Annotated in this window: 25 protein-coding genes; 15 read left to right on the top strand and 10 right to left on the bottom strand. The window is 72.5% G+C overall.

Going from position 1 to position 26,379, the window contains the following annotated elements; genetic code table 11:
• Positions 1 to 241 precede the first annotated feature (241 nt).
• The 10 genes from IE273_RS01475 (at position 242) to IE273_RS01430 (ending at position 9,838) form a co-directional block, all read left to right on the top strand.
• Entirely contained in the window at positions 242 to 1,531 is a 1,290-nt protein-coding gene (locus IE273_RS01475; RefSeq protein ID WP_189813280.1) for a glucarate dehydratase family protein, read from the top strand.
• 75 nt (positions 1,532 to 1,606) lie between these two features.
• Positions 1,607 to 2,764 carry a carbohydrate kinase family protein gene (locus tag IE273_RS01470; protein ID WP_373309274.1) on the top strand — a complete coding sequence of 386 codons (1,158 nt, stop codon included), beginning with the start codon at positions 1,607 to 1,609 and terminating at the stop codon, positions 2,762 to 2,764.
• 158 nt (positions 2,765 to 2,922) lie between these two features.
• Entirely contained in the window at positions 2,923 to 4,002 is a 1,080-nt protein-coding gene (locus tag IE273_RS01465; RefSeq protein WP_051009688.1) for a PhoH family protein, read from the top strand.
• A gap of 12 nt (positions 4,003 to 4,014) precedes the next feature.
• Positions 4,015 to 4,512, top strand: coding sequence for an rRNA maturation RNase YbeY (ybeY, locus tag IE273_RS01460; RefSeq protein ID WP_132783526.1), 498 nt, complete (start codon positions 4,015 to 4,017; stop codon positions 4,510 to 4,512).
• 9 nt (positions 4,513 to 4,521) lie between these two features.
• Positions 4,522 to 5,823 (top strand): hemolysin family protein, encoded by a 1,302-nt coding sequence (locus IE273_RS01455; protein WP_189813279.1) that lies wholly within the window; start codon positions 4,522 to 4,524, stop codon positions 5,821 to 5,823.
• Positions 5,820 to 6,179, top strand: coding sequence for an MmcQ/YjbR family DNA-binding protein (locus IE273_RS01450; protein WP_189813278.1), 360 nt, complete (start codon positions 5,820 to 5,822; stop codon positions 6,177 to 6,179). The genes IE273_RS01455 and IE273_RS01450 overlap by 4 nt, the downstream gene beginning before the upstream one ends.
• A gap of 46 nt (positions 6,180 to 6,225) precedes the next feature.
• Positions 6,226 to 6,579, top strand: a complete 354-nt coding sequence (locus IE273_RS01445) for a cytidine deaminase-like protein (protein ID WP_014672630.1) — start codon at positions 6,226 to 6,228, stop codon at positions 6,577 to 6,579.
• Between the two features lie 210 nt (positions 6,580 to 6,789).
• The gene (locus IE273_RS01440; protein WP_189813277.1) at positions 6,790 to 7,266 is read left to right on the top strand and encodes a hypothetical protein; all 477 of its coding nucleotides are present in this window, start codon (positions 6,790 to 6,792) and stop codon (positions 7,264 to 7,266) included.
• Between the two features lie 171 nt (positions 7,267 to 7,437).
• A complete protein-coding gene (locus tag IE273_RS01435) occupies positions 7,438 to 8,766 on the top strand; it encodes a beta-xylosidase (RefSeq protein WP_189813276.1) in 1,329 nt (442 codons plus the stop codon).
• Between the two features lie 61 nt (positions 8,767 to 8,827).
• Positions 8,828 to 9,838 (top strand): WxL protein peptidoglycan domain-containing protein, encoded by a 1,011-nt coding sequence (locus IE273_RS01430; protein WP_189813275.1) that lies wholly within the window; start codon positions 8,828 to 8,830, stop codon positions 9,836 to 9,838.
• Here IE273_RS01430 and IE273_RS01425 read toward each other — a convergent pair.
• Both IE273_RS01425 and IE273_RS01420 read right to left on the bottom strand, forming a co-directional pair.
• Positions 9,732 to 10,070: a P-II family nitrogen regulator gene (locus tag IE273_RS01425; RefSeq protein WP_014672629.1), complete on the bottom strand. Its 339-nt coding sequence runs from the start codon at positions 10,068 to 10,070 to the stop codon at positions 9,732 to 9,734. The two genes, IE273_RS01430 and IE273_RS01425, sit on opposite strands and share 107 nt — an antisense overlap.
• Positions 10,067 to 11,380, bottom strand: coding sequence for an ammonium transporter (locus IE273_RS01420; RefSeq protein ID WP_189813274.1), 1,314 nt, complete (start codon positions 11,378 to 11,380; stop codon positions 10,067 to 10,069). Before IE273_RS01420 ends, IE273_RS01425 begins: the two co-directional genes overlap by 4 nt.
• A 174-nt stretch (positions 11,381 to 11,554) precedes the next feature.
• Between IE273_RS01420 and era the strand changes: the two genes are divergently transcribed.
• A complete protein-coding gene (gene era, locus IE273_RS01415; RefSeq protein WP_171156499.1) occupies positions 11,555 to 12,508 on the top strand; it encodes a GTPase Era in 954 nt (317 codons plus the stop codon).
• On the opposite strand, the gene IE273_RS01410 is transcribed toward era, so the two are convergent.
• Positions 12,505 to 13,359, bottom strand: a complete 855-nt coding sequence (locus tag IE273_RS01410) for a helix-turn-helix transcriptional regulator (protein WP_189813273.1) — start codon at positions 13,357 to 13,359, stop codon at positions 12,505 to 12,507. The genes era and IE273_RS01410 overlap by 4 nt on opposite strands.
• Before the next feature lie 135 nt (positions 13,360 to 13,494).
• Between IE273_RS01410 and IE273_RS01405 the strand changes: the two genes are divergently transcribed.
• Complete coding sequence (locus IE273_RS01405; RefSeq protein WP_189813272.1) at positions 13,495 to 14,340, top strand: NAD-dependent epimerase/dehydratase family protein; 846 nt, start codon at positions 13,495 to 13,497, stop codon at positions 14,338 to 14,340.
• On the opposite strand, the gene IE273_RS01400 is transcribed toward IE273_RS01405, so the two are convergent.
• The 3 genes from IE273_RS01400 to IE273_RS01390 are packed head-to-tail and all read right to left on the bottom strand — an operon-like array spanning position 14,335 to position 17,073.
• Positions 14,335 to 15,657: a GH1 family beta-glucosidase gene (locus IE273_RS01400; RefSeq protein WP_189813271.1), complete on the bottom strand. Its 1,323-nt coding sequence runs from the start codon at positions 15,655 to 15,657 to the stop codon at positions 14,335 to 14,337. The two genes, IE273_RS01405 and IE273_RS01400, sit on opposite strands and share 6 nt — an antisense overlap.
• 57 nt (positions 15,658 to 15,714) lie before the next feature.
• On the bottom strand, positions 15,715 to 15,981 hold the full coding sequence (locus tag IE273_RS01395) for a protealysin inhibitor emfourin (RefSeq protein WP_189813270.1): 267 nt from the start codon (positions 15,979 to 15,981) through the stop codon (positions 15,715 to 15,717).
• Positions 15,982 to 16,002: 21 nt separating this feature from the next.
• On the bottom strand, positions 16,003 to 17,073 hold the full coding sequence (locus IE273_RS01390; protein ID WP_189813269.1) for a M4 family metallopeptidase: 1,071 nt from the start codon (positions 17,071 to 17,073) through the stop codon (positions 16,003 to 16,005).
• Between the two features lie 340 nt (positions 17,074 to 17,413).
• On the opposite strand from IE273_RS01390, the gene leuA reads away from it, so the two are divergent.
• From leuA to IE273_RS01375, 3 genes are all read left to right on the top strand, one after another.
• Entirely contained in the window at positions 17,414 to 19,135 is a 1,722-nt protein-coding gene (leuA, locus tag IE273_RS01385; RefSeq protein ID WP_189813268.1) for a 2-isopropylmalate synthase, read from the top strand.
• Between the two features lie 278 nt (positions 19,136 to 19,413).
• A complete protein-coding gene (locus IE273_RS01380) occupies positions 19,414 to 20,109 on the top strand; it encodes a tellurite resistance TerB family protein (protein WP_189813267.1) in 696 nt (231 codons plus the stop codon).
• A gap of 160 nt (positions 20,110 to 20,269) precedes the next feature.
• Complete coding sequence (locus tag IE273_RS01375) at positions 20,270 to 21,487, top strand: sialidase family protein (protein ID WP_189813266.1); 1,218 nt, start codon at positions 20,270 to 20,272, stop codon at positions 21,485 to 21,487.
• Here IE273_RS01375 and IE273_RS01370 read toward each other — a convergent pair.
• The 4 genes from IE273_RS01370 to IE273_RS01355 are packed head-to-tail and all read right to left on the bottom strand — an operon-like array spanning position 21,484 to position 26,377.
• Positions 21,484 to 22,422 carry a dihydrodipicolinate synthase family protein gene (locus tag IE273_RS01370; protein ID WP_189813265.1) on the bottom strand — a complete coding sequence of 313 codons (939 nt, stop codon included), beginning with the start codon at positions 22,420 to 22,422 and terminating at the stop codon, positions 21,484 to 21,486. The genes IE273_RS01375 and IE273_RS01370 overlap by 4 nt on opposite strands.
• Complete coding sequence (locus IE273_RS01365; RefSeq protein ID WP_189813264.1) at positions 22,423 to 23,427, bottom strand: oligopeptide/dipeptide ABC transporter ATP-binding protein; 1,005 nt, start codon at positions 23,425 to 23,427, stop codon at positions 22,423 to 22,425.
• Positions 23,424 to 25,421 carry a dipeptide/oligopeptide/nickel ABC transporter permease/ATP-binding protein gene (locus IE273_RS01360; protein ID WP_189813263.1) on the bottom strand — a complete coding sequence of 666 codons (1,998 nt, stop codon included), beginning with the start codon at positions 25,419 to 25,421 and terminating at the stop codon, positions 23,424 to 23,426. Before IE273_RS01360 ends, IE273_RS01365 begins: the two co-directional genes overlap by 4 nt.
• Positions 25,421 to 26,377 (bottom strand): ABC transporter permease, encoded by a 957-nt coding sequence (locus IE273_RS01355; protein ID WP_189813262.1) that lies wholly within the window; start codon positions 26,375 to 26,377, stop codon positions 25,421 to 25,423. The genes IE273_RS01360 and IE273_RS01355 overlap by 1 nt, the downstream gene beginning before the upstream one ends.
• Positions 26,378 to 26,379 lie beyond the last annotated feature (2 nt).

Raw genomic sequence — 26,379 nt, 5'->3', positions numbered from 1 at the left:
CCCGTCGACGGACAGGAACGCGCGAGCAAGTTCTATCAAGCACGCGGTTCCGGAAGAAGCCCGGCGGGTGTGATCCGGACCACGGTTGTGTTTGAGGGTGGTGCGCGAGGGTAGGAGAGTCTAGCCTCTGTTCTCATATGTGGATGTCATTCACAAGGGGAGATGGTCGACTCCTCACCCACCGGCCTCGCCGGCCTGAAGACTCCCTCGCCGCCGGATCCGACCCCGTAGGAGCCCGCCCGTGACCCGTGACCTGACCATCGCCGAGGTGCGGCTGACGCCGATCCTGGTCGCCGACCCGCCGCTGCTCAACACCCAGGGCGTGCACCAGCCGTACACCCCCCGGCTGATCGTGGAGATCGTCACCGCCGACGGGACCACCGGGCTCGGCGAGACCTACGGCGACACCAAGTACCTGGAGCTGGCCCGGCCGCTGGCCGACCGGCTCCCCGGACGGTCGGTCATGGACGTGAACGGCCTGTTCGGGATCGACCTCGCCGTGGACGCCTCCCGGGTCGAGGGCCAGGCGGACGCGGGCGGGCTGCGCGGGGTGCAGACCGCCGACAAACTGCGGCTGTCCGTGCTGTCCGCCTTCGAGGTCGCCTGCCTCGACGCCCAGGGCAAGGCGCTCGGCCTGCCCGTGCACGCGCTGCTCGGCGGCAAGGTGCGGGACGCGGTCGAGTACAGCGCCTACCTCTTCTACAAGTGGGACCGGCACCCGGCGGGGGTCCCCGCCGAGCCGGACGAGTGGGGCGCCGCGCTAGACCCGGCCGGTGTGGTGGAACAGGCGCGCCGGCTCCGGGAGCGGTACGGCTTCGGCTCGTTCAAGCTCAAGGGCGGGGTGTTCCCGCCCGACGAGGAGATCGCCGCCGTCCGCGCCCTCGCCGCGGCCTTCCCCGGACACCCGCTGCGACTCGACCCCAACGGCGCCTGGTCGGTGGAGACTTCGCTGAAGGTCGCGAAGGAACTCGGCGACGTGCTGGAGTACCTGGAGGACCCGACGCTGGGCACGCCCGGCATGGCCCGGGTGGCGAGCGGTACGGACGTGCCGCTCGCCACCAACATGTGCGTCACCACCTTCGGCGAGATCGAGGAGGCGTTCACGAAGGGTGCCGTGCAGGTCGTCCTCTCCGACCACCACTACTGGGGCGGACTGCGCAACACCCAGCACCTCGCCGCGATCTGCGCCGCCTTCGGGGTCGGGGTGTCCATGCACTCCAACACCCATCTCGGCATCAGCCTCGCCGCGATGACCCAGGTGGCGGCCACGGTCCCCAACCTCCACCACGCCTGCGACTCCCACTACCCCTGGCAGTCCGAGGACGTCCTCACCGAACGGATCGCCTTCGTCGGCGGCCGGGTCGCGGTGTCCGACGCGCCGGGCCTCGGCGTCGAACTGGACCGGGACGAACTGGCCCGGCTGCACCGGCGGTGGGCCGAGGACGACGGTTCGCTGCGCGACCGCGACGACGCGGCGGCGATGCGCACGGCCGAACCGGACTGGCGGACACCGGCGATGCCCCGCTGGTGACCCGGTGCCGCACGGCATCCCGGTGCGTGACCTGGTGCACACTGGCCAGAACCGCACCACGCCAGGGAGCGCACCGTGACGCCGTCGCACATCTTCACCGGAGAGGAACCGGAACACCTCACCCAGGCAGCGCGCTGCCAGATCCAGGTCGATCCGCTGGCCGCGCTGCGCGCCCCCGGTGACCCGCCCTGGGACGTCCACCTCACCGGCACGGTCTTCCTCGACATCGTCTTCACCGGCCTGGACTCGGCGCCGGTGCGCGGCACCGAGTCCTGGGCCCGGGGCATGGGCTCCAGCCCCGGCGGGGTCGCCAACATGGCCGCCGCCCTGGCCCGGCTCGGCCTGCGGACCTCCCTCGCGGCGGCCTTCGGCGACGACCACTACGGCGAGTACTGCTGGGACGCGCTGGAGCACGGCGAGGGCATCGACCTGTCCGCCTCGCGGACCGTGCCCGGCTGGCACTCGCCGGTGACCGTCTCCATGGCCTACGAGGGCGAGCGGACCATGGTCTCGCACGGGCACGAGCCGCCGGAACAGGCCGTGCTCCTCCAGGAGGGCGCCACCGCCCCGCCGCCCCGGGCGCGGGCCGCCGTAGCCTCCCTCACGCCCGGCCGCAGCGCGCCCTGGATCGCGCAGGCCGCCCGCGCGGGCACCCGCATCTTCGCCGACGTCGGCTGGGACGAGACGGGCGCGTGGGACCTGTCCGGGCTGGCCGACCTGGAGCACTGCGAGGCCTTCCTGCCCAACGCGGAGGAGGCCAAGCGGTACACCGGCACCGACTGTCCGCGGCTCGCCGCGCACGCCCTGACCGCGTACGTGCCGGTCGCCGTGGTCACGCTGGGCTCCGACGGCGCCTACGCGGTGGACCGGCGGACCGGGGAGACGGCGGAGGTACCGGCGATCGAGGTGGAGGCGCTGGATCCGACCGGGGCGGGGGACGTGTTCGTCGCCGGTTTCGTGACCGGGTCCCTGGCGGGGTGGCCGCTGGCCGACCGGCTGGCCTTCGCCGGGCTCACGGCCGCGCTGTCGGTGCAGGAGTTCGGCGGGTCGCTGTCGGCGCCGGGGTGGTCGGAGATCGGGGCGTGGTGGCGGCGCGTGCAGTCCCTGCCGGGGCAGTCGCACGCGGCGCTTCGGCGGTACGAGTTCCTTGAGGGCCTGGTGCCGGAGGAACTGGACCGGCCGTGGCCGTTGCGGCGGGCCGTGCCGACCATCGGGTTCCGCCGGTCCGGCTGACGCGCCAGGGGGCTCCGCCTTCCGGACCCCCGTCGGGAAACGGTCGTATGAAAAGCCCTACGGTGTTGTCAGCCCCCCGTCGTACCCTGGACAGTGCGAGGCCGCCCTCAGCTACGCGGCCGTGACGAGGAGGAACCGCAGGCCTTAAGAGCCGGCCCATGACACAGACACCCACAGCTCACACCCCCGCGCAGGAGCAGGCGAGAGCGCAGTTCACCGTCCCCGCCCAGCACCCCATGGTGACCGTGCTGGGTTCCGGCGACTCCCTCCTGCGCGTGATCGAGAAGGCCTTCCCGGCGGCCGACATCCACGTCCGGGGCAATGAGATCAGCGCGGTCGGCGACCCGGTCGACGTCGCCCTCATCTCGCGCGTGTTCGAAGAGATGATGCTGGTGCTCCGCACCGGGCAGCCGATGACGGAGGACGCAGTGGAACGCTCGATCGCCATGCTGAAGGCGAGCGAGGCAGGGACGAGCGACGGCCTGGAGACCCCGGCCGAGGTACTGACGCAGAACATCCTGTCCTCGCGCGGCCGTACGATCCGGCCGAAGACCCTCAACCAGAAGCGGTACGTCGACGCGATCGACAAGCACACGATCGTCTTCGGCATCGGCCCCGCCGGTACCGGCAAGACCTACCTGGCCATGGCCAAGGCCGTGCAGGCCCTCCAGTCCAAGCAGGTCAACCGGATCATCCTGACCCGTCCGGCGGTGGAGGCGGGCGAGCGGCTCGGCTTCCTGCCCGGCACGCTCTACGAGAAGATCGACCCGTACCTGCGCCCGCTGTACGACGCGCTGCACGACATGATCGACCCGGACTCGATCCCGCGGCTGATGGCGGCCGGGACGATCGAGGTCGCGCCGCTCGCCTACATGCGCGGTCGCACGCTCAACGACGCCTTCATCATCCTGGACGAGGCCCAGAACACGAGCCCCGAGCAGATGAAGATGTTCCTCACCCGCCTCGGCTTCGACTCGAAGATCGTGATCACGGGTGACGTGACGCAGGTCGACCTGCCGAACGGGCAGAAGTCGGGCCTCAGGCAGGTGCAGGAGATCCTGGAGGGCGTCGAGGACGTCCACTTCTCCCGGCTGTCCTCCCACGATGTCGTACGGCACAAGCTGGTGGGCCGTATCGTCGACGCGTACGAGAAGTACGACAGCAAGTACGGCACCGAGAACGGCGCTCCCAAGGGCGTCCGTGGCAAGTCCGGCGCCAAGGGCACCAAGGGGAAGTAGACCAGCACGACCATGTCGATCGACGTCAACAACGAGTCCGGCACCGAGGTAGACGAGCAGGCGATCCTCGACATCGCCCGCTACGCGCTCGCGCGGATGCGCATCCACCCGCTCTCCGAGCTCTCGGTGATCGTCGTGGACGCCGACGCCATGGAGCAGCTGCACATCCAGTGGATGGACCTGCCGGGCCCCACCGATGTCATGTCGTTCCCGATGGACGAGCTGCGCCCGCCGTCCAAGGACGACGACGAGCCGCCGCAGGGGCTGCTCGGTGACATCGTGCTGTGCCCGGAGGTCGCCGCCAAGCAGGGGGCGGAAGCCCCGACGCGGCACTCCATGGACGAGGAGCTCCAGCTGCTCACCGTCCATGGCGTGCTGCACCTGCTCGGGTACGACCACGAGGAGCCCGACGAGAAGGCGGAGATGTTCGGGCTCCAGGCCGCCATCGTGGACGGATGGCGGGCCGAGCGCGGTCTGACCGGGCCGTCCCCGGCACCGACCGTCTCGTAAGCGGGCCGTATGTCTCCGCAGATCGTGATCGGCGCGATCGCGCTGGTCGTCGTCGCCTGGCTCGCCGCCTGCGCGGAGGCGGGCCTCGCCCGCGTCTCCAGCTTCCGCGCCGAGGAGGCCGTGAAGTCCGGCCGGCGGGGCAGCGCCCGGCTCGCCCAGATCGCCGCCGACCCCACCCGCTATCTGAACGTGGCCCTGCTGGTCCGCGTGGCCTGCGAGATGGCCGCCGCGGCCCTGGTGACGTACGCCTGCCTCCAGGAGTTCGCCGCCACCTGGCAGGCGCTGCTGGTCGCCATCGGGGTCATGGTCCTCGTGTCCTACGTCGCCGTCGGGGTGTCCCCGCGCACGATCGGCCGCCAGCACCCGGTCAACACCGCGACCGCGGCGGCCTACGTGCTGCTGCCGCTGGCCCGGATCATGGGCCCCGTCCCCTCCCTGCTGATCCTCATCGGCAACGCGCTCACGCCCGGCAAGGGCTTCCGGCGCGGGCCCTTCGCCTCCGAGGCGGAGCTGCGCGCGCTGGTCGACCTCGCCGAGAAGGAGTCGCTGATCGAGGACGACGAGCGCCGGATGGTGCACTCGGTCTTCGAGCTGGGCGACACGCTGGTGCGCGAGGTCATGGTGCCGCGGACCGACCTGGTCACCATCGAGCGCTTCAAGACCATCCGGCAGGCCCTCACCCTCGCGCTGCGCTCCGGTTTCTCCCGCATCCCGGTCACCGGCGAGAGCGAGGACGACATCGTCGGGATCGTGTACCTGAAGGACCTGGTCCGCAAGACGCACATCAGCCGGGACGCGGAGGGCGACCTGGTGTCCACGGCGATGCGCCCGGCCGTGTTCGTGCCCGACACCAAGAACGCCGGCGACCTGCTGCGCGAGATGCAGAAGGAGCGCAACCACGTCGCCGTCGTCATCGACGAGTACGGCGGCACCGCCGGGATCGTCACCATCGAGGACATCCTGGAGGAGATCGTCGGCGAGATCACCGACGAGTACGACCGGGAACTCCCGCCCGTGGAGGACCTCGGCGACGACCGCTTCCGGGTCACCGCCCGCCTGGACATCACCGACCTCGGTGAGCTGTACGGCCTGGAGGAGTACGACGACGAGGACGTGGAGACCGTCGGCGGGCTGCTCGCCAAGGCGCTCGGCCGGGTGCCCATCGCCGGGGCCTCCGCCGGGGTCGAACTGCCCGACGGGCGCAGCCTGCGGCTGACGGCGGAGGCCGCGGCCGGCCGCCGGAACAAGATCGTGACGGTGCTGGTGGAGCCCGTGCCCGTGCCCGTCGTCGAGGAGGAGACGGCCGAGTGACGCCCGGGGAGCTGCGCGCCTTCTGCCTGTCCTTCAACGCGGCGGTGGAGGACTTCCCGTTCGGCCCGGAGACCTCGGTCTTCAAGGTGCTGGGCAGGATGTTCGCCCTGACCCACCTGGACGGGCGGCCCCTCACGGTCAACCTCAAGTGCGACCCGGAGGACGCGATCCGGCTGCGCGGCGAGCACGAGGGGCTGATCGTCCCCGGCTGGCACATGAACAAGCGGCACTGGAACACCGTGACGGTCGACGGAGGGCTCCCGGACCGGCTGGTCCGGGAGCTGATCGAGGACTCGTACGACCTGGTGGTGGCCGGTCTGCCCCGGGCCGAGCGGCTGCGGCTCGACCGCCCGTGAGCGCACCCGTGCCGGGCGGGCCTTCCGGGCTTCGTATGCTCGGGGCATGACCGAGAGCAACGCGCTTGATCCCGAGGACCGCAAGATCGTCACCCTGGCCCGTTCCGCGCGGGCCCGCAACGGTGTGCCCGAGGGGGCGGCCGTGCGGGACGACACCGGGCGGACGTATGTCGCCGGGTCGGTGGGGCTGCCCTCGCTGAAGCTGAGCGCCTTGCGGACGGCGGTCGCCATGGCCGTGGCGTCGGGGGCCGCGTCCCTGGAGGCGGCGGCCGTGGTGAGCGAGGCGGAGGCCGTACCGGCGGAGGACCTGGCCGCTGTCGCCGACCTGGGCGGTGCCGGGACGCCGGTGCTGCTGGCCTCCCCTGACGGCACCGTGCGGGTCACCGTCTCCGCCGGCTGACCCCCGCCGCGCGGAAGCCGCCGACCGAACAGCAGGTCGGCTGGAATTCAACCTTGTTGCGGGCGTCCCGGCGCGGGTCAATGGGCCCGTAGCATCCGACGGACCGTCAGATCCGCACCCCCGTGCAGCGTGCCCGCACCCGCCTGCCGAGGCCTCTCGTCCGTCGGCCGTCCCCACGGCACTCCCCACACGAAAGGGAAGCGGATCCCCATGAGAGGCAAGCGCACGGCAACAGGTGCAGCACTGGCGGCCGGGGCCCTCGCGGTCGCCGGACTCGCCTTCGCGCCCACCGCGACCGCCGTCACTCCCCAGTCGGCGACCATCACCGCGAGCTGCGGCATCTTCGGCGGTGGCGCGGCCACGCTCACCGCCACCCAGAGCGGCGGCTCGGCCACCCTCACCCTCACCTCCACCGCGATCAAGACGCCGGTCGCGGTGGCCCAGGACTCGATCGCCTCCACGCTCACCATGGTCAAGGCGAGCGGCGGCACCACCGTCTTCAGCGGGACGAAGAACCCGGCCATGGCGAGCGGCGCTTCGGTCACCGTCGGCCCGCTCAGCGGCACCGTGGCCTCCGGTGACAGCCTGGAGGCGTACGGCGGCTCGCTCAAGATGGTCATCTTCGGCATCACCGTGACCTGTACCGCCTCGGCCAAGCAGTCGCCCGGCCCGTTCGTCTTCGACTGACGCGGCCGGTCCACGGACGGCTGGACCGAGCGATGTGTGCCGGATGCCGCAGAAACTGATGATCCGTCAGATTTCTGCGGCATCTCCATTGACTTCTCACCCCGGCTCCACATCAATGCCCCCTGTCGGCGCAGATGAGCCGCTGCGCCCGCAACCCTCAGGAGGGGGCCCATGGGTCCGACACCCCGAAGAGCCCGACGGTGGCGCTGGGCGTCACTGCTCGGGGCGACCGCCCTCGCGGTCACCGCGGGCAGCGCGCTGGCCTGTCCGGCCGGCGCCGCCGGCACGAACGTGGACTTCGCCACGCACTGCATCCCGCCGGACATCGCCGGCATCCCGCCGATCGACGGCACCACCACCGCGAACGTGTCGGTGGACAAGACCGGTGTCAAGGTCGGCGACACGGTCACGGTGACCTACACCGTGGTCACGGCCGCCGCCAGCAACCCCACAGACCTGGCCCTGCCGGCCGACATCATGACCCCGACCGGCAAGGTGACGCTCGGCGGCGCCCAGAGCGGTGACGTCACCGTCGCCGGGCCGAAGAAGAACCCGCCGGTGCCGGGGAAGGCCGCCTTCCCGTCCTTCTCCATGACCGGCACGTTCACCGTCACCAAGGCCGGCCAGATCACCCTCTCGCCCGGCGGCTACAACATCCACACCAGCTACATCCTGGAGCTGGACACCCCCTGCACGGTCATCACCCCGCCCGCCCCGGTGTCGCAGACCGTCACCGCGACCGACGGCACGCCCGCCAACACCCGGGCGATCTCGCTGGGTTCCGCCTCCGGCGACCCCGGGGCCGGTGTCACCGTCAGCGGGACGAACTTCACGCCGGGCGCCACCGTCACCCTGGCCGGGCGGGCCGGTGACACGCAGACCGCGGACACCGCGACCGTGACCGCGAACGCCCAGGGCTCCTTCAGCGGCTCCCTCGTCGTCAACGACAAGGCGACGACCGGGATCGTGGCCTACGAGGGCGGCTCCTGGAACGCGGACAAGGGCGCCGGACCCGCCGCCTACGTCGTCAACGACACCACGCCCGTCCCGGCCGGCAGCCAGAAGCTGACCACCACCGTCCGGGCGGGCACCCTGTCCATGTCCCAGGCCGGGGACTCCGTCGCCCTGTCGGCGGTCGACTTCGGCCAGGGCGGGGCCTCGACCGGCAGCCTGAACACGGTGACCGTCAAGGACTTCCGCGGCGGGCCCGCGGGCTGGTCCCTGACCGGCAAGGTCACCGACTTCACCGGGCCCGGCGCCAGGATCGACGCCGGACATCTGAGCTGGACCCCTGCCTGCACGGCCAAGGCGGGCAGCCCCAGCACCTGCGTGGCCGGTTCGGCGGGCACCGTGGGCAGCGCGGGAGCGACCCTCGCGTCGACCCCCAACGGCACGCTCACCGGCGGTGAGTTCACCGTCGACGCCGGGCTGTCCCTGGACGTACCGGCGTTCACGCCTCCCGGCGCGTACTCCGGCGTGCTCACGCTGACGCTCACCTGAGCGTGCGGGCGTCCGCACCCGCCCGTTCCCCTCTCACACCCGTCCGTGGGGGTCCGCACCCATGCGCAAGCTGTACGTCCTCCTCCTGGGCCTGACGCTGGCATGGCAGTCCGCGCCCGCCCGTGCCGCCGACAACGGGAGCTGGTCCGTCTACCCGGTCGCCTCGAAGATCGCCGCGCGGCCCTACTTCACCCTCTCCGCCGAGCCCGGCCAGACCCTCACCGACAAGGTCGCCGTCCGCAACCGGACCGGCCGGCCGCTCACCTTCCGGCTGTACGCGGCCGACGCCTACAACACCGCCCGGGACGGCGGGTTCGCGGTGCGGACGCTGAAGGAGAGGATGCGCGGGGTGGGCGCCTGGGCCAGGCCCGCGAGGTCCCGGATCACCGTGCCGGCGCACCGGACCGTCACCGTGCCCTTCACCCTGCGTGTCCCGGACGGTGCCGAGCCCGGAGACCATCCGGGTGCCATCGTCGCCCTCGACGAACACGTCGACCGCGGCGGCGGAAGGCTCGCGCTCGGGGTGCGGCGGGCCGTCGGCGCCCGGGTCTACCTGCGGGTCGGCGGGCCCGCGCTGGCCGCGCTCTCGGTCGAGCACATGCGGATCAGCCACCATCAGCCGCTGGTCCCGGGCCTCGGCGAGAGCACGGCGACCATCTCCTACACCCTGCGCAACACCGGGAACGTCACCCTCAGCCCCAGGGTGGAGCTGAAGGCGCGGGGGCTGTTCGGCCGTACGCTGCTCGACCGGCGGTCGGCCCGGGTGCCCGCCGAGCTGCTGCCGGGACAGCGGGTGCGGCTCACCGAGACCTGGCGCGGGGCACCCCAGTTCGACCGGGGGGACGTCACGCTCACCGCGAGCGCCCAGGACACCCGGGAGTCGGCGAGCGCCGCCTTCCTCGCGCTGCCCTGGCTCCTGGCGGGGCTGGTGTTCACCGCCGGTGTGCTGACCGGGGCGCTGCTGGTCAGAGCGCGTCGGGCCCGCGCTCGCCGGTCCGCACCCGGACGACCGTCTCCACGGGAACGGCCCACACCTTCCCGTCCCCGATCTTCCCCGTCCGCGCGGCCCTGACGATCGCGTCGATCACGTCGTCGGCGGCGGCGTCCTCCACCACGACCTCGATGCGCACCTTCGGCACCAGGTCGACGCGGTACTCGGCCCCCCGGTACACCTCGGTGTGGCCGCGCTGCCGGCCGTAGCCGCTCGCCTCGGTCACGGTCAGCCCGTGCACCCCCAGCTCCTGCAAGGCGGTCTTGACCTCGTCCAGCCGGTACGGCTTGACGATCGCGGTGATGAGCTTCATGCCTGGTACGTGACCTTCTGGGCGGAGGGGGAGAGGACGGAAGCGCTGACCGGGGCGCCATGGCCCAGGACGCCGTGATCGTATGCGGTCTCGGCGTGCACCGTAAGGTCGAGGCCGGTGTGCTCCTGCTCCTCGCTCGCCCGGAGGCCCAGCGCCTTGTCGAGCAGCTTGCCCAGGCCGTACGTCACCGAGAAGGCGTACACCGCGACGACGACCACGGCGAGGAGCTGCTTGCCGAGCGGGGCGAGCCCGCCGCCGTAGAAGAGGCCCTCCGCCCCGCCGGTCATCGCCTTCTCGGCGAACAGGCCGATCAGCAGGGTGCCGATGACGCCGCCGACCAGGTGGACGCCGACGACGTCCAGGGAGTCGTCGTAGTCCAGCTTGAACTTCCAGCTCACCGCGTAGGAGCAGACCACACCGGCGGCGAGGCCCACGACCAGGGCGCCGAGCAGGGACACCGTGCCGCAGGACGGGGTGATGGCGACCAGGCCGGCCACCGCGCCGGAGGCGGCGCCCAGGGTGGTCGGGTGGCCGTCGCGCCGCTGCTCGACGAAGAGCCAGCCGAGCAGGCCGGTGCAGCCGGCGGCGAGCGTGTTGAGGAACGCGGCGGCGGCCAGGCCGTTCGCGCCGAGCGCGGAGCCGGCGTTGAAGCCGAACCAGCCGAACCAGAGCAGACCGGCGCCGAGGACGACCATGGGCAGGTTGTGCGGGCGCATGGCGTCCTTCTTGAAGCCCAGACGGGGGCCGAGGACGAGGCACAGCGCCAGTCCGGAGGCGCCGGAGGTGATCTCTACGGGCAGACCGCCGGCGAAGTCCAGGGCGCCCAGCCTGTCGAGGATCCAGCCACCCGGGCCCCACACCCAGTGGGTCACCGGGACGTATACGAGGAGCGTCCACAGCGGTACGAAGACCAGCCACGCCGAGAACCTCGTGCGGTCGGCGACCGCGCCGCTGATCAGGGCGGCCGTGACGATGGCGAAGGTGAGCTGGAAGGTGGCGAACAGGACGGCCGGGACCGTGCCGTGCACGCTGTCCGGGCCGAGCCCGCGCATCCCGGCCTGGTGCAGACCGCCGATCAGCCCGCCGCCGATGTCGTCCCCGAAGGCGAGGGAGTAGCCGGCCGCCAGCCACACCACCGTGACCAGGGCGATCGACACGAAGCTCATCATCAGCATGTTGAGGACGCTCTTCGTGCGGACCATGCCGCCGTAGAACAGGGCCAGGCCCGGGGTCATGAGCAGGACGAGGGCGGTCGCGGCGAGCAGCCAGGCGGTGTCCCCGGTGCTCACATGGGCTGCGGCGAAGGTCACGGGCGTCTCCAACGGGTGGGGGCTGCGTCAGAGGGTCACCGGTGTGCGTTTCCGGTCGCGTACGGGTGTGTTTCCGTGACGTTTCGTTGCGTGCGGGTTTCCGGGAGCTCACCGTCCGGGGTGCGCGGCGGCCGTGGTGCGGCGCCGCTCTGTGGATCAGGGAGAATGGGCGGCATGAGCGTTCGTACCCAGACTTCCGAGCAGCCGGCCGAGACCGTCCACCGCGCCGGCTTCGCCTGCTTCGTGGGCCGCCCCAACGCGGGCAAGTCCACCCTCACGAACGCTCTGGTCGGGCAGAAGGTGGCGATCACCTCCAACCGGCCCCAGACCACCCGGCACACGGTCCGGGGTATCGTGCACCGGCCCGACGCCCAGCTCATCCTGGTCGACACCCCCGGCCTGCACAAGCCGCGCACGCTGCTCGGCGAACGCCTCAACGACGTGGTCCGCACCACCTGGGCCGAGGTGGACGTGATCGGCTTCTGCCTGCCGGCCGACCAGAAGATCGGTCCGGGCGACCGGTTCATCGCGAAGGAACTGGCGGGGATCAAGAAGACCCCGAAGGTCGCCATCGTGACGAAGACCGACCTCGTCGACTCCAAGGCCCTCGCCGAGCAGCTCATCGCCATCGACCAGCTCGGCAAGGAACTGGGCATCGAGTGGGCGGAGATCGTGCCGGTGTCCGCGGTCGGGTCCAAGCAGGTGGACCTCCTGGCCGACCTCCTGGTCCCGCTGCTGCCGGAGGGGCCCGCCCTGTATCCCGAGGGCGACCTGACGGACGAGCCCGAGCAGGTGATGGTGGCCGAGCTCATCCGGGAGGCCGCGCTGGAGGGCGTCCGGGACGAGCTGCCGCACTCCATCGCGGTCGTCGTCGAGGAGATGCTGCCGCGCGAGGACCGGCCCGCCGACCGTCCGCTGCTGGACATCCACGCCAACGTCTACATCGAGCGCCCCAGCCAGAAGGGCATCATCATCGGGCCCAAGGGCAAGCGCCTGAAGGAGGTCGGCATCAAGTCCCGCAAGCACATCGAGGCGCTGCTGGGAACGCCGGTCTTCCTTGACCTGCACGTGAAGGTGGCCAAGGACTGGCAGCGGGATCCGAAGCAGCTGCGCAGGCTGGGCTTCTAACCGACGGCCTCCGTCGGGGTCATGTCCTGCGTGCCCACCACCCGCAGCAGCTCCAGCCTCTCGCGGGACTCGGTGCCGGGCCGGGCCGTGTGGATGATGAGGTGATGGTGGCTCTGGTGGCTCAGCAGGACCTCGCAGTCCAGTTCCAGCAGGCCCACCACCGGGTGCAGGAAGCGCTTCGTCCCCGGGCGGCGCAGGGACACCTCGTGCTCCTCCCAGAGCCGGGCGAACTCCTCGCTCTTCGCACGGAGTTCGGCCACCAGGGCGGCCGGTTCCGGGTCGTCGGGGCGGGCCGCGGCCACCGCCCGGAGGGCGGCCACGTGGTCCCGGGCGTGTGCCGGAAGGTCCTCCGGCGGGAAGAGCGCGCGAGCCGTGGGGTCCAGGAAGAAGCGGCGGGTGAGATTCCGCTCGGGCGGCGGGCCGGCGAGCACGTCCCCGACCAGCGCCTTGGCCAGCGCGTTCTGCGCCAGCACCGTGCCGAGGTCCGTGACCACCTGCGCCGGTGAGTCGTACAGCCGGTCCAGGACCAGCAGCAGCCCCGGCCGGACATGGGCCGAGGCCACGTCCCGGCGCGGCGGCTCCTCGCCCACCAGGTGGAACAGGTGGTCGCGTGCGTCGTCGGCCAGCCGCAGCGCCCGCGCCAGCGCCGTGAGCATCTGCCGGGACGGGCGGGGACCCCGGGACTGCTCCAGGCGTGTGTAGTAGTCCACCGACATCCCGGCCAGCGCCGCCACCTCCTCCCGGCGCAGCCCGGGTGTGCGGCGGCGGGCTCCGGGCGCCAGGCCCACGTCGGACGGTTCCAGTCGGGCGCGGCCACGGCGCAGGAAGTCGGCGAGTTCGGCTCGGTTCACCCCTCCAGGCTGCGGCAGACCGGCCGGCTTATCCAGGGACTGTCGATCCCCCGATCAGGAGGTCTCTTTCGTCGGCGCCGCCCGCCGCCGAGGCTGGGCGCACCGAACGAGACACGATCGAGAAGGAGTACCGCCATGCTGACCCTGGTCACCGGCGCCACCGGACAGGTGGGCCGCGGGTTCGTCCCCCGCCTGCTCGCCCAGGCCCGGCCCGGCGAACGGGTGCGGGTGATCGTCCGCGACGAGACCCGCGCCGCCGCCCTCGCCGAGCGCGGCGCCGAGGTCGTCGTCGGCGACCTGCGCGACACCGACGTCCTCGGCAAGGCGCTCACCGGAGCGGACGCCGTCGTGAACATCGCGGCCTCCTTCCGGGGCGTGCCGGACGAGGAGATACGGGCCGTCAACCGCGATGCCGCGGTGGAGCTGGGCCGGGCGGCCGTCGCCTGTGGGGTACGGCGGTTCGTCCAGGCCAGCACCATCCTGGTGTACGGCACCGGCCGCGGCCGGCCGCACGTCGAGGACGACCCCACCGTGCCCGGCGGCCCGATGTGGATGACGTACCCGGAGTCCAAGCTGGAGGCCGAGCGGGGGCTGCTGGCGCTGGACGGGCTGGACGTCCGGATCGGCCGCCTCGGCTTCGTCTACGGCGAGGGCGACCCGCACCTGCCGGGCATCACCCGCTGGACCGCGACCCAGCCGGCCACCAAGCGGCAGCACCTGGTGCACGTCGCCGACACCGCCCAGGGCCTGCTGCGCCTGCTGCACGCCCCCGGCGCCGACGGCCGCGTCTACAACATCGCCGACGACGCCCCGGTCACCGTGCTGGAGATCCACCAGCTCCTGGGCGCGGAACCGCCGGCGGACGGACCCGACCCCGACCCCTGGTACGGCATCGCCTCCACCGACCGCATCCGCCGCGAGCTGGGCTACCGGCCCTACTTCCCGACCCTGTGGGCCGCGCGGGACGCCGGAGCCCTATGAGGACGGGCTCTGGGCCCGCAGCAGTTCCCGGAACCAGTGGTAGGAGGCCTTGGGCGTGCGCTCCAGCGTCTCGAAGTCCACGTGCACCAGGCCGAACCGGCGGGCGTAGCCCTCGGCCCACTCGAAGTTGTCCATGAGGGACCACACGAAATAGCCGCGCACGTCGACGCCGGCCTCGATCGCCCGGTGCAGGGCCCGGACGTGGGCGTCCAGGTAGGCGATGCGGTCCTGGTCGTCGACGCCCTCGTAGGAGCAGCCGTTCTCGGTGATGACGACGGGCGGGAGCCGGTCGCCGTAGCGCTCACGGAACCCGGTGAGCAGTTCCGTCAGCCCTTCCGGTACGACCGGCCAGCCGAAGTCGGTCACCGGCCGGCCCTCGATCTCCCGCACGGAGAAGGGGAGTCCGGCCGGCACCGTCAGCCCGCCGAACTCGGTGTCGCTGCCCTGCGGGGCGCCCACCCGCGTCGGGGCGTAGTAGTTGACGCCGTACCAGTCGACCGGCTCGGCGATCACCTTGAGGTCGGCCTCGACGTCCCCCGGCATCAGCTCGCCCATGCCCTCGGGGTACGCGCCCAGGAGGACCGGCTCGGCGAACAGCCGGTTGAGCAGCAGGTCGTAGAAGCCGGCCGCCTCCAGGTCCGCCGGTTCCCGGGAGGCGGGCCAGGTCGGGCCGTGGGAGTTGGCGATGCCGATGTCCGTGGCGCCGGCCGCGCGCAGGGCCCGTACCGCGAGGCCGTGGGCGAGGAGCTGGTGGTGGGCGACCGGGAGGGCGTCGAAGAGCAGCCGCCGGCCCGGGGCGTGGGCGCCGATCGCGTGCCCCAGGAGGGTGTGTTCGGCGGGCTCGTTGAGGGTGATCCACGTCCGCACCCGGTCGCCGAGCCGGTCCGCCACCACCGACACGTGGTCGGCGAACCGGGCCGCCGTGTCCCGGTCCAGCCAGTCCAGGTCCGCCGGCAGGTCCCAGTGGAAGAGGGTCGGGACCGGCCGCACGCCGGCCGCGCACAGCTCGTCCACCAGGCGGTCGTAGAAGTCCGCGCCGCCGGGGGAGTTCACCCGGGGCCAGGAGACCGAGAAGCGGTAGGCGCCGACGCCGAGACCGGCGAGGAGGGCCACGTCCTGGCGGTAGCGGTGGTAGTGGTCGCAGGCCACCGCCGCCGTCGAGCCGTCCTTCACCCGCCCTGGCCCGGCCGTGAACACGTCCCAGACGGACGGCTCCCGCTCCTCGGCCGCGCCCTCGATCTGGTGGGCGGAGGTCGACACCCCCCACAGGAAGCCGGGCGGGAACCGGGGCATCGCCTTGCCTGCGTCAGTCGCCATGGCCGGATCATCCGTACCGGCGGTGACGGAAGTCAACGCCCGTGCGCCGAGCGGCCGTTACGCGCCCTCCTTCAGCACCCGGGAGACCAGCTCCCGCTGTGCCTCGGTCAGCCGGGGGTCCGCCGCGTACACCGTGTGGCCGTCCACCGTGATCTCGTAGCTGAAGCCGTCCGGGACCCCCGCCGGAGGCGTGCCCCGGCCGGACGCGAGGGCGCGTTCGGCCAGGGACTGCCACTCGTGGGCGTCGGGCCGGCCCGAGGTGTCCACCTCGGCCCGACGCTCGATGCCCGCGAAACCGCCCGTGCGCCGCACTCGAATACGCATGGGTCTCTGTGTAGTACGGAACTACAGCGTCCGCACCCCGACCTGTTCCCACGCCTTCTGCACGGCCTGGAGTTCGTCCCCGGCGCCGTACCGCTCCCGGGCCGCCTTCACCGTCAGCGTGGCGAAGTCGGCGAAGAGGGCGTCGTCCTTCAGCTCGCCGCCGGTCAGCACGTCGTACCAGATCTGCCCGGCCTTCTCCCAGGCGTAGCCGCCGAGGGCGGTGGCGGCCAGGTAGAAGGCGTGGTTGGGGATGCCGGAGTTGATGTGCACGCCGCCGTTGTCGCGGCCGGTGCGGACGTAGTCCTCCATCTTCGCCGGCTGCGGGTCCTTGCCGAGGACGTCGTCGTCGTACGCGGTGCCCGGGGCCTTCATCGAGCGCAGGGCGGTGCCGGTGACGCGCGGCGCGAGGAGCCCCGCGCCGATCAGCCAGTCGGCCTCGGCGGCGGTCTGGCCGAGGGTGTACTGCTTGATCAGCGAGCCGAAGACGTCCGAGACCGACTCGTTCAGGGCGCCCGACTGGCCGTAGTACTCCAGGTTCGCGGTGTGCTGGGTGACGCCGTGGGTCAGTTCGTGCCCGATGACGTCGACCGGGATGGTGAAGTCGAGGAAGATCTCGTTGTCGCCGTCGCCGAACACCATCTGCTCGCCGTTCCAGAAGGCGTTGTCGTAGTTCTCGCCGAAGTGCACGGTGGCGTCGAGCGGCATCCCGCCGTCGTCGATGGAGTGCCGGCCGTAGACCTTGAGGTACAGCTCGAAGGTGGCGCCGAGGCCCGCGTAGGCGCGGTTGACCGTGGCGTCGGAGCCGGGCTCGGAGCCCTCCTCGCGGACCTTGGTGCCGGGCAGGTCCTGGGTGTGCCCGGCGTCGTAGACGGTGCGGTGCGGCTTGTCGGCGGCGGCGCCCGCGGGCGGGGCGGCGATGGCGGCACCGATCACCGTGGTCAGGCGGCGCTTGGTGCGCTGGTAGGCGTCGTGCTCCAGGGACCGGCGGGCCGGGCCGGAGAGCGCGGGGTCCTCGTTGCGGGCGAGCCTGTCGAGGACGTGCGGCGGCACGATCGTGCAGAAGACGGGCTGGAAGCCCCCGGTGGTCGTCATGTCCGCACCATTGCACTGTGTGACGTCACTGTCACTACCTGCCACCATGATTGGTGAAATACCGGGACACCGCACGCGACAGATCGTGACCGTGTGGTAGAGCGATGTGGTGCAGCGCACTTTTTGTCCCCTTTTGCCGTGCGGTCCCGCATACTGGGACAGGCCCGCGCACCCGGAACGGCTCGGCTAGGCTGCGGAGCATCATGCGTTTCTGGCTGCTTCTTCTTAGCTGCCGCGGCGAGGGCCTGTAGTCGAGGCCGACTCCCTCCCCGCGGAGCTTGGCGTTGCGTCGTCGGCCGTCCACTCGGATCTCCGGACATCCTGAGGAGCCCACGCCATCATGGCCAACCGCCAGCAGCCCAGCCCCATGCCGATCCACAAGTACGGCCGCTACGAGCAGGTCGACATCCCGGACCGCACCTGGCCGAACAAGCGGATCACCGCCGCCCCCCGCTGGCTCTCCACCGACCTGCGCGACGGCAACCAGTCCCTGATCGACCCCATGTCGCCCGAGCGCAAGCGGCGCATGTTCGACCAGCTGGTCGCGATGGGCTACAAGGAGATCGAGGTCGGCTTCCCCGCCTCCGGCCAGACCGACTTCGACTTCGTGCGCTCGATCATCGAGGAAGAGGGCGCGATCCCCGAGGACGTGACGATCTCCGTCCTCACCCAGGCCCGCGAGGACCTGATCGAGCGGACCGTGGAGTCCCTGAAGGGCGCGCGCCGGGCCACCGTCCACCTGTACAACGCCACCGCCCCGGTCTTCCGCCGGGTCGTCTTCCGCGGCTCCAAGGACGACATCAAGCAGATCGCCGTCGACGGCACCCGCCTGGTGATGGAGTACGCCGAGAAGCTGCTGGGCCCGGAGACCGAGTTCGGCTACCAGTACTCCCCGGAGATCTTCACCGACACCGAACTGGACTTCGCGCTGGAGGTCTGCGAGGCGGTGATGGACGTCTACCAGCCGGGTCCGGGCCGCGAGATCATCCTCAACCTGCCCGCCACCGTGGAGCGTTCGACGCCGTCCACGCACGCGGACCGCTTCGAGTGGATGCACCGCAACCTCTCCCGCCGCGAGTACGTCTGCCTGTCCGTCCACCCGCACAACGACCGCGGTACCGCCGTGGCCGCCGCCGAGCTGGCCCTGATGGCCGGCGCCGACCGCGTCGAGGGCTGCCTGTTCGGCCAGGGCGAGCGCACCGGCAACGTCGACCTGGTCACCCTGGGCATGAACCTGTTCTCCCAGGGCGTCGACCCGCAGATCGACTTCTCCGACATCGACGAGATCCGTCGTACGTGGGAGTACTGCAACCAGATGGAGGTCCACCCGCGCCACCCGTACGTGGGCGACCTGGTCTACACGTCCTTCTCCGGCTCCCACCAGGACGCCATCAAGAAGGGCTTCGACGCCATGGAGGCCGACGCGGCGGCTCGCGGGGTCACCGTGGACGACCTCGAATGGGCGGTGCCGTACCTGCCGATCGACCCGAAGGACGTCGGCCGCTCCTACGAGGCCGTCATCCGCGTCAACTCGCAGTCCGGCAAGGGCGGTGTCTCCTACGTCCTGAAGAACGACCACAAGCTCGACCTGCCGCGCCGGATGCAGATCGAGTTCTCGAAGATCATCCAGGCGAAGACCGACGCCGAGGGCGGCGAGATCACGCCGAAGGACATCTGGGCGGTCTTCCAGGACGAGTACCTGCCGAACCCCGAGAACCCGTGGGGCCGCATCCAGGTCAGGACCGGCCAGTCGACCACCGACACCGACGGTGTGGACACCCTCACCGTCGAGGCCACCGTCGACGGCGAGGACCGGGTCCTGACCGGCTCCGGCAACGGTCCGATCTCGGCCTTCTTCGACGCCCTCCAGTCCATCGGCATCGACGTACGCCTGCTGGACTACCAGGAGCACACGATGAGCGAGGGCGCCTCCGCGCAGGCCGCCTCCTACATCGAGTGCGCGATCGGCGACAAGGTCCTGTGGGGCATCGGCATCGACGCGAACACGACGCGTGCGTCGCTGAAGGCGGTCGTCTCCGCGGTGAACCGCGCGACACGCTAGCGCTCCGCCGGGCAGCGGACCGGGGGCATCGGCCGTCGGGCGGGCGCGGCGCCGTCGTGGCCGGTCGCGCCGTTCCCCGCGCCCCTTCCGGACGCTGTCCCGCCCGGCGTTCCCAGGTCCCCGCCCGCCATGCACCGGTGGGCGGGGATCGTTCGTTTCCGGCCAACGTGCCCCCCAGGTCACAGAAAGGTCTCTTACGGGGTACTGACTCCACCTCGGTGATGTGGCTAACATCACGCCAGCGCGGCGATGTTGCCGTGCGGTTACGGAGGTGCGACGTGCTGCCAGTACGGGGACGAGACGACCGTGCCGCCAGGGCTGCGCGCATCCTGGGCACCCGCACCGCATGGACACCCGTGGGGGACGGCGAGTTCTTCTGCCCGGGCTGCGGCGGCGACCGCAACTACCAGCGGCTCACCGGACGACGCCGGCTCACCCTGCTCGGCGTGCCCGTGCTGCCGCGCGGGACGGCCGGACCGGTCGTGGAGTGCGCGGCCTGCGGGCACCACTTCGGCACCGAGGTGCTGGACCACCCCACCACCCGCCGGTTCTCCGTGATGCTCCGTGACGCCGTGCACACCGTCGCCCTCGCCGTGCTCGCCGCGGGCGGCACCTCTTCCCGCACGGCCCTGGAGACGGCCGCCGCGACGGTCCGCGCGGCCGGCTTCGCCGAGTGCACCGAGGACCAGCTGGCCGCCCTGGTCGACGCCCTCGCCGCCGACACCGGCCGGTACTTCGAGCAGCCGTGCGGGGCCGGGCTGACCATAGAGCTGCACGAGTCCCTGGACCCGCTCGCCCCGCACCTGGCCCCGGCCGGACGCGAGTCCCTGCTGCTCCAGGCCGCCCGCATCGCCCTCGCCGACGGCCCCTACACGCCCGCCGAACGCGACGCCCTCGCCACCGTCGGAGCGGCCCTCACCATCTGCTCCGACGACGTGACCCGGCTGCTGGCCGCGGCCCGGACCCCGTCCTGACCACCCGTCCCGACCGCCTGTCCCGGCCACGCGTCCCGACGACCACCCGTCCCGGCCACGCGTCCCGACGACCACCCGTCCCGGCCACGCGTCCCGACCGCCCGTCCTGATCACCCGGACGGAGTAAGGCCGTCCCGGTGATCGTGGGGAGCATCAGGGCGTGACCCCGCGCAGCCGCTCCCTCCTCACCAGCCTGGCGCTCCTCGCCTCGCTCACCGCCGGGCTGCCCGCCCACGCGGCGCCCGCCGACTGCGCCTCCTCGGTGCCGTACGTGTCCGGGCGGGACGGGTACGCCGTCTACCGCATCCCGGCCGTGGTGGAGACCCGGCACGGTACCGTCCTGGCCTTCGCCGAGGGCCGGCGCGACGGCGCGGGAGACACCGGTGACATCGACGTCGTCCTGCGCCGCTCCGCCGACGGCGGCTGCACCTGGGGCCCGCTGACCGTGGTGGCCGCCGGGCGGGGCCACACCCGGGGCAACCCGGCGCCCGTGGTCGACCCGCGCACCGGCGCGGTCGTCCTGGTCACCTGCGCCAACGCGGGGACCGTGACGGAGGCGCGGATCATGCGCGGCGAGGTCGCCCCGGAACAGGGCCGCCGGGTCTTCGTGCAGCACAGCCGGGACGACGGCCGCAGCTTCACCGCCCCCCGGGACATCACGGCCCGGGTGACCCGGCCCGGCTGGCGCTGGTACGCCACCGGCCCCGGTCACGCCGTCGCCCTCACCCGCGGCCCCCACGCCGGCCGCCTGCTGATCCCCGCCGACCACTCCGCGGCCCCGCCCGCCGGCTCCCGGGACACCGGCCAGGAGGCCAGGTACTACGGCGGACACGCCCTCTACAGCGACGACTCCGGCCGCACCTGGCACCTGGGGTTCGTGGACGCGGGCCACGACGGCGTGACCAACGCCAACGAGACCAGCGCCGCCCAACTGCCCGACGGGCGCGTCTACTTCAGCTCCCGCGACCAGAACGGCACCGCCCCCGGGAACCGGCTCGACACCTACTCCGGCGACGGCGGCCGGACCCTGGACCGCCCCTACGCCGTCCAGCCCGCCCTGAACGCCGTCCCGGTGGTCCAGGGCAGCGTCCTCCAGCCGAGCGACCCGGGCGCGCCCCTGCTGTTCTCCGCGCCCTCCGTGCCGACCGCACGGCGCGCCCCGGCCCTCTGGGCGAGCACGGACGCCGGCCGCACCTTCCGCAGGCTGCTCACCCTCTCCGACCACCCGGCCGCCTACTCCGACCTGGTCCAGCTCACCCCCGGCACGATCGGCGTCCTCTACGAGACCGGCGTCCGGGGCCCGTACGAGTCCCTGGAGTTCCGCAGAATCCGCCTGGGTGCTCCGGGGCCCGGTGGCGGGGTCCGCGACAGGACCTAGCCGTCGAGGCCGAGCAGGCCCGCCGCCGCCAGCAGCTTGCCGATCTGTTCGACCTCCGCGCCGGACAGCGGTACCTGCGGCTCCGCGGTCGCCGGACAGGCGATGATCCCGCGCAGGTGCAGCGCCGCCTTGAACGCGCCCAGCGCCGCCGAGCTGCCGCCCATCCGCGCGGGGTCCCCGACGCCGGTGATCCCGAACAGCGCGCACAGCCGCTCCTGTTCGGTGCGCGCCCCCTCCGCGTCGCCCGCCCGGCACTGGCGGTAGAGGCTCACATAGCCGTGCGGGTCGACGTTGGCCAGGCCCGGCACGGCCCCGTCGGCGCCCAGCGCCAGCGCGGCGTCGGCGATCAGCTCCGAGCCGGTCAGCACGCTGAACCCGGGGTGGGTGCGGGCGCCGGCGACCACCTCCCGGAAGGCCGCCAGATCCCCGCTGGAGTCCTTGACCCCGGCCAGGACGCCGTCCCCGGCGAGCCCCAGCAGCAGGTCGGCGGGGAGCTTGGTGTGCACGGCGACGGGGATGTCGTAGGCGATCACCGGGACCGGACTGGCGGCGGCGATCCGGCGGTAGTGGTGGACGATCTCGGACGGGTGGGTGCGGGCGTAGAAGGGCGCGGTGACGACGACGGCCCCCGCGCCCGCCGAGGTGACCGCCGCGACGTGCTCCAGGACGCGCGGGGTGGTCATGTCGATGGCCCCGGCGAGCACGGGCAGCTGACCGCCCACGTGCGCGGTCACGGCCGCCACCACCCGCGCGCGCTGCGCGTCCGTCAGGAAGGCCGCCTCCGAGGTCGAGCCCAGCAGGAACAGTCCGTGCACCCCGGCCTCCACCAGGAAGTCCACCAGGCGCAGCAGTGAGGGCACGTCCACCTCGCGCTCCGGCGTCAGGGGCGTGCAGACGGGCGGGACGACACCGGTGAGCGGGGTCGGAAGGGTCATTCACGGCTCCTGGCGTGCTGGGTCACGGGTCGGCTGGTCCTCCTGAACAGGATGGTGGCACCGGTAGCGGTGTCCGGGCCGTGACGCGGCCGAGAAGTCCGGCATCGACGCGGCGCAGACCTCGTCGGCCCTCCAGCAGCGGGTGCGGAACGGGCAGCCGCTCGGCGGGCGGGTCGCCGAGGGGAGCGGCCCGGTCAGCGGGATCGGGTCGACGGGGTCCAGCAGGCCCGGCGTGGCCGAGAACAGGGCGCGGGTGTACGGGTGCCGGGCCGCGTCGGTGACCCGGCCCGCCGGGGTCTCCTCCACGATCCGGCCGAGGTACATGGTGATCACCCGGTCGCTCATGCGCCGTACCGTCTGGATGTCGTGCGAGACGAACACCAGGGCGAGACCGAGGCGCTCCTTCAGGTCGAGCAGCAGGTTGAGGATCTGCGCGCGGACCGAGACGTCCAGGGCACTGGTCGGCTCGTCGGCGACGACCAGGTCCGGGTCCAGGGCGAGCGCGCGGGCGATGGCGACGCGCTGCCGCTGCCCGCCGGAGAGCTGCCCGGGCAGGGCGTCGGCGAGCGCCCGTGGCAGGCCGACGAGGGCCATCAGCTCCCGCACCCTCTCCTCCCGTTCGGCCCGCGTGCCGCGCCGGTGGACGTCCAGCGGGTCGCGCAGGATCCGGCGGACCGCCAGCCGGCGGTTCAGCGCGGTCGACGGGTCCTGGAAGATCATTCCGGTGCCCGCGCCGACCGTGCTCCTGCGCTCGGCGGCCGGCATCGCCCACAGGTCCCGGCCCCGGAACGCCACCGCCCCGGACACCGGCCGCTCGATGCCCACCAGCACCTTCGCCAGCGTCGACTTCCCGCACCCCGACTCGCCGACCACCCCCACCGTCTCACCGGGCGCGACCGAGAGACCGGCGCCGGTCAGGGCGTACACCCGGTCGCGCCGGAACAGGCCGCCGCTGCGCGCCCGGTGGACGACGTGCGCGTCCCGCACCTCCACGACAGCGGTCACTGAAGGGCCTCCTCGCTCTGTGCCGACGCCAGTTCCACCGCCGGGTGGTGGCAGGCGGCCGTGTGGGCGGGGGTGCCCGTAAGGACCGGGGCGGTGGTGCGGCACACCTCGGTGGCGAGCGGGCACCGGTCGGCGAACCGGCAGCCCGCCGGGAAGTCGGCCGGGGCGGGTACGACCCCCTTGATCTGGGTCATCCGCTCCTCGGCCGACTCCAGCGAGAGCACGCTGCCGAGCAGCCCGCGCGTGTAGTGGTGGGCCGGTGCCGCCACCACGTCGGAGGTCACCCCGGTCTCCACGATCTGCCCGCCGTACATCACCGCCACCCGGTCGGTGATGTCGGCGACCAGCGCCAGATCGTGCGAGACCAGGATCAGCGCGAAGCCCAGCTCGGCCCGCAGCCGGAGCAGCAGCTCCATGACCTGGGCCTGCACGGTGACGTCCAGGGCGGTGGTCGGCTCGTCGGCGACGATCAGCCTCGGGTCGCGGGAGAGGGCCATGGCGATGAGCACGCGCTGGCGCTGCCCGCCGGACAGCTCGTGCGGATAGCTGCGCAGGGTGCGGTCGGGGTCCAGGCCGACCAGTTCCATGAGCTCGTGCGGACCGCGCCCGCCCCCGCGCCGGACGAGCTGCTTCAGCTGGGCCCGGACGGTCATGGCCGGGTTCAGGGAAGACAGGGCGTCCTGGTACACCATGGCCATCTCGTGGCCGAGGAGCCGCCGCCGTACCCGCGTCGGCTCGGCCGGCAGGTCCCGCTGCCCGAACCGGACCCGGCCACCGACCCGGGCGCCCTTGGGCTGGAGCCCCATGACGGTCAGCGCGGTCAGCGTCTTCCCGCAGCCCGACTCGCCCACCAGCCCCAGCACTTCACCGGGGTACACCGCGAAGCCGACCCCGGCGACGATGTCCACGCCCCGGTGCCGGTCCGGGAAGCCGATGGCGAGGTGCTCCACGGCGAGCACCGGCTGCCCGCTCCGGTCCGGCAGCGGCCGGGCCCGGGAGCGCAGCCGCCGGGCGGCCTCCGTGAGACCGGGCAGCGGCAGCACCTCGCCGGTGCCGGGCTCCGGGTTCTCCAGCCGGTCCGCCGGGAGCGCCCCCTGCGCGGGAGCCTCCACCGCGCGGGGGGCGGGCGCCGCCCACGCGTCCGAGACGCCCTCGGAGAGGATGTTCAGCGCCAGCACGGTGAGCAGGACCAGCAGCCCGGGGAAGACGGTGGCCCACCAGCCGCCGGTCAGCACCATGTTCTTGCCGTCGGCGATGACACTGCCCCAGGACGGGTCCGGGGGCCGCACGCCCGCGCCGATGAAGGACAGCGACGCCTCGAACACGATGGCCTCGGCGACCTGGACCGTGCAGAACACCAGCACCGGCGCGGCGCAGTTGACGGCCACGTGCCGCAGCACGATGTGCGGGGTGCGGGCGCCGATGACCCGCTCCGCGGTGACGTAGTCCTCGCCGTACTGGTCCAGCACATTGGCCCGTACGACCCGCGCCACGGGCGGGGTGAACAGGAACGCGATGGCACAGATCAGCACGCCGATCCCGCCGCCGAACACGGCCACCAGCACGGCCGCGAGCGCGATGCCCGGGAACGCCATCACCACGTCCAGGCAGCGCATCAGCGTCTCGTCCACCGCCTTGCGGGAGGTGGCGGCCAGCGCCCCGACGAGGGCACCGACGGCGAGCGCGAGCGCGGTCGCGCCCAGCCCGATGGCGAGGGACCAGCGGGCGCCGTACATCAGCCGGCTGAGGACGTCCCGGCCGAGGCTGTCCTGCCCCAGCCAGTGCGCGGCCGACGGCGCCCCGTCCCCGCCGACCGGGTCCTGCTGGTCGAGCGGGTCGTGCGGGGCGAGGACGGGGGCGAGGACGGCGACGACGATGACGACGGCCAGGAAGCAGACGGCGGTCCTGGACAGCGGCGGCAGCCGGCGCCAGCCGCGCAGCCGGACACCGCCGGGCCGGGAGAGCCGCTTGCCGAGGTTCGCGCGCGTGACCATCAGGCCGCCCTCAAGCGTGGGTTGACCAGCAGATACAGGATGTCGATGACGAGGTTGACGACGACGAACCCGGTGGCGGTGGTCAGCACGACCCCCTGCACGACGGCCGGATCGCCGTTCTGCACGGCGTCGATCATCAGCTTCCCCATGCCGGGCAGCGAGAAGACGGTCTCGATGACGACGGCACCGCCGAGGAGGTAGCCGACCCGCAGCCCGAGCACGGTGAGGGGATTGACGAGCGCGTTGCGCAGCACGTTCCGGCCGACGACGATCCGGGGCGGCAGCCCGCTCCCGATCGCCGTCCGGACGTAGTCCTTGTCCAGCTCCTCCACCACGGAGGTCCGCACGATCCGGGTGAGCTGGGCGGCGACCGGCAGGGACAGCGCGAACGCGGGCAGGGCCATGGTCCTCAGCCAGCCGGTGAGGGAGTCGGCGGGGTTGACGTAGCCGCCGGTCGGGAACCAGCCCCGGTCCACGGCCAGGTACTGGATCATCAGCAGCGCCAGCCAGAAGCCGGGCGCGGCCACCCCGACCAGCGAGACCACCCGGATGACCTGGTCCGGCAGCCGGTCCCGGTACACCGCCGCCGTCACCCCGCCCGCCAGTGCCAGCACGACCGCGAGCGCGAGACCGAGGAAGGTCAGCTGGAGGGTGAGCGGCAGCGCGGTGGTGACCTGGTCGACCACGGGCGCGCGGGTGAGGGCGCTGGTGCCGAGGTCGCCGTGGAGCAGGTCGCCGACGAAGTGGACGTACCGCAGTGGCAGCGGGTCCAGCAGCCCGTTGCGCTCCCGGAAGTCGTGGAGCTGCCCGGGGGTCGGGTTGGCGCCCTGGAAGAACGCGGACGCCGGGTCGACGTCCGAGAACCGCATCACCAGGAACACGAAGAGCACGATGCCGAGGAGCAGGGGCACGAGCAGGGCGACCCGGCGCAGGAGGATCCGTACGACGGCCGTCATGC

This window comes from Streptomyces olivaceoviridis (assembly GCF_014650115.1).
Taxonomy (GTDB): Bacteria; Actinomycetota; Actinomycetes; order Streptomycetales; family Streptomycetaceae; genus Streptomyces; species Streptomyces olivaceoviridis.
This window is presented reverse-complemented; position numbering and strand designations above follow the sequence as displayed.